General features: G+C 37.0%; 11 protein-coding genes. 6 read left to right on the forward strand and 5 right to left on the reverse strand.

What is annotated here, in order from left to right; translation table 11 throughout:
• Positions 1-431 precede the first annotated feature (431 nt).
• Positions 432-641: a hypothetical protein gene (locus I6F54_RS12635; protein WP_197141617.1), complete on the reverse strand. Its 210-nt coding sequence runs from the start codon at positions 639-641 to the stop codon at positions 432-434.
• Between the two features lie 818 nt (positions 642-1,459).
• On the opposite strand from I6F54_RS12635, the gene I6F54_RS12640 reads away from it, so the two are divergent.
• Complete coding sequence (locus tag I6F54_RS12640) at positions 1,460-2,335, forward strand: hypothetical protein (RefSeq protein ID WP_197141619.1); 876 nt, start codon at positions 1,460-1,462, stop codon at positions 2,333-2,335.
• A gap of 293 nt (positions 2,336-2,628) precedes the next feature.
• On the opposite strand, the gene I6F54_RS12645 is transcribed toward I6F54_RS12640, so the two are convergent.
• Both I6F54_RS12645 and I6F54_RS12650 read right to left on the reverse strand, forming a co-directional pair.
• The gene (locus I6F54_RS12645; RefSeq protein WP_231609705.1) at positions 2,629-3,096 is read right to left on the reverse strand and encodes a hypothetical protein; all 468 of its coding nucleotides are present in this window, start codon (positions 3,094-3,096) and stop codon (positions 2,629-2,631) included.
• 198 nt (positions 3,097-3,294) lie between these two features.
• Complete coding sequence (locus I6F54_RS12650) at positions 3,295-3,687, reverse strand: hypothetical protein (RefSeq protein ID WP_197141621.1); 393 nt, start codon at positions 3,685-3,687, stop codon at positions 3,295-3,297.
• 537 nt (positions 3,688-4,224) lie between these two features.
• On the opposite strand from I6F54_RS12650, the gene I6F54_RS20510 reads away from it, so the two are divergent.
• Both I6F54_RS20510 and I6F54_RS12660 read left to right on the forward strand, forming a co-directional pair.
• Positions 4,225-4,392 (forward strand): helix-turn-helix domain-containing protein, encoded by a 168-nt coding sequence (locus tag I6F54_RS20510; RefSeq protein ID WP_007583405.1) that lies wholly within the window; start codon positions 4,225-4,227, stop codon positions 4,390-4,392.
• Positions 4,393-4,979: 587 nt separating this feature from the next.
• Positions 4,980-5,873: a LysR family transcriptional regulator gene (locus I6F54_RS12660; RefSeq protein ID WP_197141623.1), complete on the forward strand. Its 894-nt coding sequence runs from the start codon at positions 4,980-4,982 to the stop codon at positions 5,871-5,873.
• A 44-nt stretch (positions 5,874-5,917) separates the two neighbouring features.
• On the opposite strand, the gene I6F54_RS12665 is transcribed toward I6F54_RS12660, so the two are convergent.
• Positions 5,918-6,790 (reverse strand): DMT family transporter, encoded by an 873-nt coding sequence (locus tag I6F54_RS12665; RefSeq protein ID WP_024591184.1) that lies wholly within the window; start codon positions 6,788-6,790, stop codon positions 5,918-5,920.
• Positions 6,791-7,420: 630 nt separating this feature from the next.
• Between I6F54_RS12665 and I6F54_RS12670 the strand changes: the two genes are divergently transcribed.
• Positions 7,421-7,801 (forward strand): GreA/GreB family elongation factor, encoded by a 381-nt coding sequence (locus I6F54_RS12670; RefSeq protein ID WP_197141625.1) that lies wholly within the window; start codon positions 7,421-7,423, stop codon positions 7,799-7,801.
• 244 nt (positions 7,802-8,045) lie between these two features.
• Here I6F54_RS12670 and trhP read toward each other — a convergent pair whose 3' ends face one another.
• Complete coding sequence (trhP, locus tag I6F54_RS12675; protein WP_197141627.1) at positions 8,046-9,431, reverse strand: prephenate-dependent tRNA uridine(34) hydroxylase TrhP; 1,386 nt, start codon at positions 9,429-9,431, stop codon at positions 8,046-8,048.
• A gap of 279 nt (positions 9,432-9,710) precedes the next feature.
• Here trhP and ndk point away from each other — a divergent pair, with 279 nt between their 5' ends.
• A complete protein-coding gene (gene ndk, locus I6F54_RS12680; RefSeq protein ID WP_007377442.1) occupies positions 9,711-10,142 on the forward strand; it encodes a nucleoside-diphosphate kinase in 432 nt (143 codons plus the stop codon).
• Between the two features lie 167 nt (positions 10,143-10,309).
• Complete coding sequence (locus tag I6F54_RS12685) at positions 10,310-11,440, forward strand: bifunctional tRNA (adenosine(37)-C2)-methyltransferase TrmG/ribosomal RNA large subunit methyltransferase RlmN (RefSeq protein ID WP_007583420.1); 1,131 nt, start codon at positions 10,310-10,312, stop codon at positions 11,438-11,440.
• The last annotated feature ends 16 nt before the right edge of the window (positions 11,441-11,456 follow it).

Raw genomic sequence — 11,456 nt, forward strand, 5'->3', positions numbered from 1 at the left:
TTAAATCCAGAGAAAAAAGAAGCAATGCGGGCGGCATAAAATTTAATTTGATGCGACAACTAACTTGAAAAACTCCGAATTGGATGAATCTATAGTATGCAAAATTTCATTTTTCATACTATAAAACGTAAAAAAAGCGCCCTGATTAACTAGGAGCGCTTTGCGTTTAGGACAAATAAACGGGTTTTATACAAATTTAAATAACAAATATTTGAGCATGATTTTCATACTTCGGTTATTTCTCTGGCGATATTGCTCATAGTTAATTATGCCAATAGCCATCTTGGTACAGAATAAGGTCAGCGTAATAAACCAAGCAAAATTTTGAGTTGATTGGTACTGGAAAGAAAGTACTGCTGAGCCACCAAATACAATGGTCGAATATACGATTTCTATTCGATGCCGGCTTACTGCTTTCAATATCTCGGGCATTAAAAGCCGTCATCAAACGAGTCAAATGCATCAAAGCAGCCACCATCATTTGAATCCGCTATCGATTCTTCAACCTCGAAAACAGTCATTACTCTATCGTGTTGGCCTATCACATTGCCGCCTACATCTACGATATTGCAACTCGCATTAGTAATAGGAAGACCGCTGGCTGGATTAATAGCAATATCAGTAACGTCATTATTTTTCATTTTTTAAACCTTATTAATCATTAATTATTTATTTATGCTTTCAAATTTAATAATTTCGTGATAAAAATCAAACTTGTTTGACTGCGCAGCTCAGCAACAAACAGTTTGAATTAAGTTACTCGCCCTTCCCTTACTCCACCTAATTTTTATTAAGCAAAAATCCTTTCCTCTTTATCTAAAAAGTTCATTAATACGTTTAATTTGAAGGCGTTTTTGTCTGAAAGACAGGTTTTAAAATGGCATTTTTCGGCACGAAAAATTGCAAAAAAAGCGTCTCAGAATGAGACCAACAAGCGCGTAATGTGGCATAAGCGAAGCTTAGGACACATGGAGTTGCGCGAATGTACAGCTGGTCTGTACTAACCGCGATAATGTTTCGCATCAGCGAAATTCGATTAAAATTTGGCACAAATTGAGATCGAACCATCTATTTTCGTAGAAAATAAAAGCGAAGAAAAATGCGGATAATGGGGCACCCATCGCATTGTCTGTAGCGGCAGTATGGCGGTTAGTACAGGGCGGAGCACGGTGCATTCGCGCTGGGTCTACAACGCTAGCGCGAAGCGCGTTGAGTCAGCTCGTTGCGGAGCAACACCAGAGCTGGCGGGCGTTTTAGGCCCTATGGTTGAACAACGAAGTTGAGAGACCATCAGCTGAAAGCTGCTTTTTGTTGCGATTATTATCGCGACAATGATTCCGTGCATGCTGTAAGAGCATCTCGGAATGAAAAACGGCAATATAATTATAAAATGATGATAATTTTTGTGTTGCGGTGCTAGTTACTTTTACTAATTAACTCACCAAAAGGATTTTGTGAATTGACTCAGCAACCATCAAAAAATTTAGAGATGAATAGCTCATTAAAACTTAACTACCCTCGCTATTTTGATATTGATATGCGGTATTATTCAGGCGCAAATAACCATCAAAAAGGCGTTAACCGAACACGATTAACCGTTTTAATTGCTATTCGATTTTCGATTATTACACCAGGGATTATTCGCTGGCTTTACGGCATTAATCATCGGTTAGCATTAGAGCACCTGAACCGGCTAGAAAAGGACAGTTTGCTGCGTGTGGTAAAAACACACCGAAGCCCAGACGGTCGAGTCTATGTACCCACCTATACTGCTGCCAAATTTGCAGAAGAGTTGATGGGCATCGACGTATATTTTAGGAGCAATAAAAACCCAGCGCTGCAGTTCAATAATAACCATGTTATGCATAATCTGATTAACGCATTTGTCATGCTGCGCGGTATACATAATTATCACAGTGATGAAACGTACGCCCCAATGTGGAAGGGATTTATTACCGAGCCAGAATTTCAACGAATTAACGGCCTATCCGCTGCACGAACAGTGGATGGCGCTGTGCTACTTCCTAATGGCTCAATAGTCGCTATTGAGGTGGAACACTCTTTTAAAAACAAAACTGCACGACAGGTAATTTTACTAAAATATTTGGCCTCGTTAAAAGATGGCGATTACAGTAAGATTTTTTTATTCTCCCAATCAGTCAAAATTTTTGATGACATTAAGCGACTCCACGAACAGCTATTTGAGGAAATGCCGCAGCGTTTTGACAAAAAAACACGAGCACCACTTCTCAGTGAAAGCGATGCTGAATTACTTCGCTCGTCTATTATTTTCCGTACTAAATTATGTGAAGAAATTAATGAAATGTTTTATTAATAAACGATAGATAAGCAAAGGGGAATGGATAGTAATCCATTCCCCTTTGCTTTTGGCCTATTTACAGCCTTGCCAACATTATTATTAAAAACACGCTTTTGTGAAGTAATAACAAGGCGCTATATTTGCATCACGCCTTTCCCCTAGAGGTGTAATCTCTATTAATGAGATTGAGCTGCTTAAACCAGATTTCAGCTTAAGCAGTGAGCCTGCAAATAATGACTCATGGCATATTTTAGGGGTAATGATTAGGCAGTTATTTTATTATTAAAATAACTTATATTTGTCCTTTATTATTTATTTAGAAGACTGTTTATTGAATCTTGGATATTACAATCAATACGATCTTGTTCAAACTCGTCAACAAATTCATTTTCAATATCATTTTTATAGTCGTCTTCAAATTCATCCTCGAACTTGCTGCCAAAAACTGAATCAAAGCGCTCTTCTGGCGCATCACTAAATGCTTGCTCTGGCTCTTCATAAAACTCGTCATCGTAATCAGGATATGCTGGTACGGGTTGGTTTACATCGTTTATTAAACAAATCATTAGTTTATATATCAGAACTTTTACGCCACGATAATTAAGATGTTTTTTATTAAAAACTTGAGGCTCTACAATAGCCCAAAAGCCTTTAAAGTTAGGGTTATCTGCACTTAGCATGAGTTTGTTTATTTTATGATCGTTATCCCTTACAACCGTTTTGACATCTTCTAACAGGGTGATAATGTCTAGAGTAGAGGTATATCTGCAAGTCATAGAATTTCCTTATCGTAAATTAATTTTGATAATTATTATCCATTAATAATTACTTACTCCCCTTATTATGAGGTTATTTATAAATAGGCACTCTCAGGGAGAAATAGTGACTTTTTGTGAGTTTAAATTATTTATTTAAAACTCAATTGGATCAAAATTTTTAAAAATAAAAAAGCGAGCCTACGGGCTCGCCAGAGTTTATGAGCTTTCTATTAACCGCAACCAACTATCTTCTGCAGCTGCAAAATATATACTGGGTTTTAGCATAAATAATTGCTCAAATTCTGCAGTAAACAAGCTGCAAAAGTTTGTAATGTCTTCAATATGTATAAGTAAAAAAGCATACATCTCAATACCTTCCAAATACCTCTGTGAGAACTCAGGGTTAACAGCTAATAACTGTTGAGAAATGCTAATCCCCAAAACACTCCCCATGCTATCTCGGTGTAAATAAATGTAATTTGTGAAGCCTAGCTCTAGTATTTGCTTATCAACAACATCTGCTAACAGCAAAATGGTTGAAGCATCTTCCCACGGTGATTTACTAGCGCGTACATATTGGCGTATAAACGGTGATTTTTGATCTTTCATTATTTTTCCTAGTTATTTGTCCTAAAACTAACTAGGCATAAGTCAGGAGAAAAATTGAAAGGTAATAGATAAACGACTTAAATTTGCAAAACACATCAAAATCATTAAGGTTTAAGTACTACTTCAAATATTGAGAATTTAAGATGAGTGAATTTATATGGTTATTACCGGCTGCTGTGTTGACGATAATTCTAATTAAGCTTATTAAACAAGCTAAAAAAGTAGATTAAGTAAAAACAAAGTTTAACTTTTTGATATAACCGCCGTAAGTTAAAGTGACCAATAGGTCACTTTAAGGCCTAGAATGCAGCTTGAAGTTCCCTAAAGGGCACTTTATTGTGAAAAGTGTAAAACGCTAATATGCGTTTTAATTTTTTACGCTTCTAATTTGATTTACACTCTATTGTATAAGGAACCTGAACAAGATTAGTCGGTATCTACTTTACTTGGCATTAACACATCTCAAACGCTTTACTCGCAAAAAATAGACACTATTGTATCCATTAATCCTATTTTAAATCCATTTTAGATACAGCTGTGTCTCTTTTACTTGCGGGTTATATTATTAATTACCTACTATTAAGCGAAGGTGATGTGCAGCTAGCTTTTGCAGAGCATCTAAAAGAACGTCGCAAAAAAGCAAAAATGTCACGCGAAGCGTTAGCTAAAAAAAGTACGGTACCTGCTTCTACGATAAATGTTTGAAGTTACTGGGCTCATTTCATTCAGGCTGCTATTATTTTTGTGGCAATCTCTCGACTACTTAACTCGTTTATATGACTTAACAAAAGTGCCAACTCAAGGCAAGAATGCGCCAACGTCTATCGCACAGGTATTAAAGCGTTATTAAATAATATCGATTCAAAGGTTATGGTAGTTTGTGTTTTTAATTTTGTAGTTAATACAATTTGCCTTTTAAGGCTGTTTTTAAGATACTAGCCAGGTGCTTATGAATTTCTAAAAATCGTAGCACAAACCATAGCACGACAAAGCAACCATATGTTTTATATGTATTTAATTAAAAACCTTATAACTGTCGCAGTTAATGCATTTACTATTTATGAGTAGAGCCACTTTTTAGCCTTTCCAATTAAAGTTCATATAAAACAAAAAATGAAAAAATAGAACATTTACTGCTTTATTTTAAATTATATGATTAACAGCGTTAAATTATGCATTTTATTGACTTTTTCTTTGTTGATCTTTATCAATAAAAACTTCTGGCTTCTCTAATGAAATTCTAAAGCGTCGCTGTTAATATTGCCTACATCCTAAACAATAAAGTAGTTCTGATGGCAGCTAATTATTCTCTCGATGATTTACGTTACTTTTGCACCATAGTAAAACTAGGTAGCTTTAAAAAAGCATCAATAAGCCTTGATATTTCACTATCAACTTTGAGCCGTAGAATACGTTTATTAGAGCAAGCTCTGCAATTAACGTTACTAAATCGAGATGCCCATCGAGTTACACTTACGCATACTGGCGAATTATATTACGATCGCTATCGTAAACTGTTTGATGAAGTAGAGTGTATTGAGCAAGCACTTTGTGATGAGAAAGACCAACCTAAAGGGAAAATTAGGATCTGTGCACCCATTTACATGGGTAAACATTTTTTAAGTGCTATTTTTTGTGATTTTTTACTGCAGTATCCCGATATTCAACTAGATTTACGCTTTTCAAATAACCTTATTGATATTGAAAAAGAAGGGATTGATATAGCGTTTAGAGTAAGAAATCCTGCCATTGATAATTGGGTTATTAGGGAGCTTAAGCTTACTCACAATATATTATGTACTCACTTAAATCATGATTATCAATCTATCACTCATCCTAAACAATTAGAAGAGCAACCAAAAATTACGTGCGTTGGGTTGGTACCGTGGCAATTAAAAAATCAGCACACGAACGAGGAATATAGCTTCAACCCAAACACACATGTTCGATTAGAAGTTGATGAAATTCAAATGATGAAACAAGCAGTTGAGTCTGGTGTGGGTATTAGCTACATCCCTGATTATATAGCATTACCACTTATTAAAGCAGGAAAGCTTAAACACATTCTTCATGATTGGCAAAGCAAAGGGCAGCCATTTTCTATGCTTTATCGCGACAGAAAACAAATCCCTTATCGAGTGCGATTACTTATAGAGCATACACTGCAACACTTCACTAAAATGTAGCAGTGTAGGCTTTTCACAGCAAAGTAATTAAGCTAATTCATCTTTTAAAAACTAAGCCTTAGTACAATTACACCTAAAAATGCCGTTGTTAATCCTATAACTTCTTGGCGTGTAAAAGACTCTTTTAGAATTATGCGTGAGTACAGCAAAATAATTAAAATGTTCATTCCTGAAATTGCCGACACAAGCCCTGTATTACCAATTGCAAAAGCCGATATTATTGCAACCATGCCTGCTACATTTGTTAAACCAATAAGTAACCCGCATGAGAATGTTTTACCGGCAGACCAATACGCTTGAGAGCTGCCTTGCTCTGCTAGCATTTTTTTACGCTTTACTAACCAACTAACGGCAAAAAGAAAGCTACCAAACCCAAACATAGACGTTAAAGTTGCAAACGTATCCGCCTCAAGAAGCGTTGATTGCTTACCCATTAAATCATTAAATGCAAAGGACAGTGCCGCCAGTAATCCCCATTGCGCGCCTTGTAAGTTACTTAATGAGATATCGCTGGAGTAGCGAATAATATAAAGGCCGCCAAAAATAATAAAAAAGCCGATTAATTGAATAACAGTTAAGGTTTCTTGCCATAATAAAAAGGCAAATAAAAGCACAAATAAAGGCGTTAACCCCGACAGAATACTAATTAAAGACGCTTTCCCAACCGAAAACCCTTTGTGTAAAAACCCATTAGCCGCAAAAGATCCAAAACCTAAAGCGAGTCCAACAGTAATGTCAGCCCAGCCGTACCATGTGTGCTCAAACACCACAGTACCTAGCGCACTAATTATAAATCCCACAAAAAAAACACCGAATAATAATAGATTACGATTAATCTTTTTTTGTGACGTCCATTGGTACATTATTCCTCGCGCACCAAAAAAAACAGTGGCGAGTAATGCAAAAATTATCCACATATAAGTGAGACCCTTTATAATTTACTTTGATGAACCCGAATAAGAAGTGATTATTTAATTAACATTGTTCAATGCAATGACTATTACATAAAGGTTAAGTGATAGAGAACGTGGCCACTATAAAAGTGTTACCCAACACCTAATTTTACTTTATAAAATAAGCAGCTTAGGCTTCACATAATAAAATACTAGCCACACAATTACACTTTAATAAACAACAACACCAGTATATTTAATCTATAAATATTATAAATAGGCATAAGTGGCACTATAGATCCCATAAATAGCACTTAACTATTTAGTCGCTTAGCTTCAATCAAATAGTGAGCAACTAACACACAGAAATAACAACAATTTAGTGAAAAAAACGAATTTATAAAAACATAAAAAAAACAGTTTTAAACTGTCATTTTATCGCCAATATATTTTTAACCTAAAACTCAATTGACTTTATTTTTAAACTCAATATGATTGATTTAAACAAAGAGGATAATATGTTTACTTTAATCACATATCTGCTAAAAACAAATACCACCTTCGGAATTTAAGCCGAGTGTAACCCTTACACTCGGCAGTTACACTGTACCTTTATATATTTAAATTCGATTTAGTTTTTGTGGGGATTAGTCCGTGCTTTCTTTTCTGTTCGAGCGTAAAAAATCTTTCCTGTCTAAAAATGACTTCACAGACGCAGCGGTACTATTACAACCGTTAAAGCTTGCGTATTTACTACAAGAAGTCGAGTATTCACAGCGGCCTTGGTCAAAATTCAATCCGCATGTACAAATTAATAGCACGGTGGTTATTAAAAATATAACCACCGGTTTTAAGCGCCGTATAACTTTAGTGCCTCCAAACCAACGAAGGCACTTTATTAATGACGTATCATTTCACTCTCCTCTTGGGGTCGCTCTTTTAGGGCATAAAATAAATCATATTATTGAATATAAAGAAGCTGGGGAATCCCACCTTTGGGAAATAATAGCCATTAATATTAAGGAGGAAATATAGAGTAAATTATTTCAATTTTTATTTATTAATTTTATTTATTAATTTTATATATTTAATTGGAGTTATTTGTAATGAGTAAAGAAAAACCTAAAAAACATGCAAGCAAAACATTAAAACAAAAACGTAAAGAGCGAAGAGATAAGCTAAAGCAGCTTGAAAAATAATTAATATTATTTTAAATAAAGTCGCAAACTCGGGGTTTTTATAACCCCGAGTTTTTTGAAAAAACTATATTCAGCTGTAGCTAAACAGCTTGTTTAAATGGATTACGAGTATCTTGGTGTTCCTCAAGATTACGCATTAAAATAGCATGCGCTAAGTTAATGTCTTCATCTAGCAGTATTTTTACAATGTGACCGGAGCCTTTAGCATCGCTAATACTTTCGCCCTTTTTGTTTTCCATATATTCAAGCTTAAAAGTAAAGTTACCTTGTGGTGTCATAAGCTCTAAAGAGTGGCCTGTACAAAATTTATTTTTAACGTCTATTTCAACTAATCCATTTTCGCAGCGCCCAAGTACTTCACCCACAAATTGCTGTTTAGTTGATACCGAATGACCGTACTCATAGTTTTGATAATCTTGATGAGCGTGGCGTTTTAAAAAGCCTTCGGTATAACCACGATGCGCTAAATTCTCAAGCGTTTTAAATAAGTTAGTATCAAATGGTTTACCCGCAGCTGCGTCGTCTATTGCTTTGCGATAAACTTGTGCTGTGCGCGCTACATAATAAAATGACTTAGTACGCCCTTCTATTTTTAAACTATGTACACCCATTTTTGTTAACTGCTCTACGTATTGCACTGCGCGTAAATCTTTTGAGTTCATAATATACGTGCCGTGTTCATCCTCAAACGCAGGCATATACTCACCAGGGCGACCTTGTTCCTCTAACATAAATACATCGTTGCTTGGCGCGCCTTCACCCAGAGTAGGAATCACCTGTTTGGGGTCAATTTTATGCACCATTTCGCCAGTTTCGTTCTCAACACCAGGCTTTACATCGTAATCCCAGCGACATGCATTAGTACATGTGCCTTGATTTGGATCGCGCTTGTTTATATAACCAGAGAGTAAACAACGCCCCGAATACGCCATACACAGTGCGCCATGTACAAACACTTCAAGTTGGGTGTCTGGGCAGAGTGTGCCTATTTCAGTTATTTCTTCGAGCGACAGCTCCCGCGATAAAATAACGCGTTCAATTCCCTGCTTTGCCCAAAATTGTACACTCGCGTAATTTACCGCATTCGCCTGTACTGATAAGTGAATAGGCATGGCTGGCCATTTTTCACGAACAAGCATAATCAAACCAGGGTCTGACATAATCAGCGCATCGGGCTGCATCGCAATAACAGGTTCTATATCACGTAAATACGATTTAACTTTGGCATTATGCGGCGCAATATTAGACACCACATAAAACTTTTTATTTTGCGCATGCGCCTCACTAATGCCTACTTTCAGAGTGTCTAGGTCAAACTCATTATTACGCACACGCAAACTATAACGAGGCTGCCCCGCATAAACCGCATCTGCGCCATAAGCAAACGCGTAACGCATGTTTTTTAAACTGCCTGCGGGGCATAATAATTCAGGAATAAAAGGCATTGAAGAAATAACGGGTGACATGTGCGCTCCATACATCAAACTGGGTTTAAGCCAGTTGCATAAGTAGTTAACCTAAACTCTGAAAAATAAATCTATCCCAAGCAGAATTCAGATTAGTCATTAACAAATAAGTAAACAGAAGCGCGGCAGTATAAATGCGGTCAATAATTTGCGTTTGATCGAGATCACAAAACGGCAACCAAACTGGTTTTTAATAAAATTAGGATTTTTCACTTAAAACGCGTATAATTCGCGCCCGTTAATATTCACACTTTTACTTAAAATTATTGGAGCATAAAGATGGCTTTAGAACGTACTTTTTCAATCGTAAAACCTGATGCAGTTGCTAAAAACCACATTGGCGCTATCTACAACCGTTTCGAATCTGCTGGCCTTAAAATCGTTGCAGCTAAAATGGTTCACCTTTCACAAGAGAAAGCTGAAGGTTTCTACGCTGAACATAGCGAACGTCCTTTCTTCGGTGCTTTAGTATCTTTCATGACATCTGGTCCAGTAATGGTTACAGTTCTTGAAGGCGAAAACGCTGTTCTTAAAAACCGTGAAATCATGGGTGCTACTAACCCTGCTGAAGCACTAGCTGGTACTTTACGTGCAGACTACGCTGATAGCATCGACGAAAATGCTGTTCACGGTTCTGACGCTGTTGAATCTGCTGCTCGCGAAATCGCGTACTTCTTCGCTGACGAAGAGCTTTGTTCACGTACTCGTTAATTCGAATTCGTTAACATATTGAAAAGGGCTTTCGGGCCCTTTTTTAGTCATTACGTAAAGTATTAATCAGAAACTCATGATGTTTTACTTAATGATTAAAGTGAGTGAATTGTGTACAATTCGTCCTCGTAAATTTTATCTCCACCGTCACCGATTGAGGTTGTTTCATGACCGAGCAAAAAAAGATTAACTTATTAGATTTAAACCGAGAAGCAATGCGCGAGCTATTTGCATCGTTCGGTGAAAAGCCGTTTCGTAGTGACCAGGTGATGAAATGGATTTATCATTTTGGCGTAGATAACTTCGACGATATGAGCAACGTAAACAAAAAGCTTAAAGAAAAACTTAAAGCTGAGTGCGAAATTGTAGCGCCAGAAATCACTGTGCGCCAACAAGCAAGCGACGGTACTATTAAGTACGCACTTATTCTGGAAGGCGGCCAAGAAGTAGAAGCCGTTTGGATCCCTGAAAAAGAGCGCGCTACGTTATGTGTATCATCACAAGTGGGTTGTGCTCTTGAATGTACTTTTTGTTCTACTGCTCAACAAGGCTTTAACCGTAACTTAAAAGTATCTGAAATTATTGGTCAAGTTTGGCGTGTAGCTAAAGATATAGGCCTTGATGGCCATAGCGAAAAGCGCCCAGTAACTAACGTTGTAATGATGGGTATGGGCGAGCCTTTACTTAATCTTAAAAACGTAGTGCCAGCAATGGAACTAATGATGGACGATTGGGGCTTTGGTTTATCTAAGCGCCGCGTAACATTAAGTACTTCAGGCGTTGTACCTGCACTTGATTTACTAAAAGAGAAAATTGACGTAGCACTGGCTATTTCACTTCACGCACCCGATAACGCACTGCGTGACATTTTAGTGCCAGTTAATAAAAAGTACCCTATTGAAGAATTTTTAGCCTCGTGTCGTCGTTATATCGATGGCTCAAAAGCAAATAAAGATGTAACGGTTGAATACGTGATGCTTAACGGTATTAACGACAGCACCGATCAGGCGCATGCATTAGTGCAAACGTTAAAAGGCACACCTTGTAAGGTAAACCTTATTCCGTTTAACCCATTCCCGGGTAATGAATACACGCGTTCAAGCAATAGCCGTATTGACCGTTTTTCAAAAGTATTACAAGCAGCAGGCGTTACCTGTATTGTGCGCCGAACTCGCGGTGACGATATTGACGCCGCTTGCGGACAGTTAGTAGGTGATGTAGTTGACCGTACTAAACGTTTAGCTAAAAAGAAAATGCGTGACGATAACGCAATTAGCGTTAATATCCACCAAGCATAATCTGTAACCACCCTAT

This window comes from Pseudoalteromonas sp. SWXJZ10B (genome assembly GCF_015864475.1).
Lineage (GTDB): Bacteria > Pseudomonadota > Gammaproteobacteria > Enterobacterales > Alteromonadaceae > Pseudoalteromonas > Pseudoalteromonas arctica.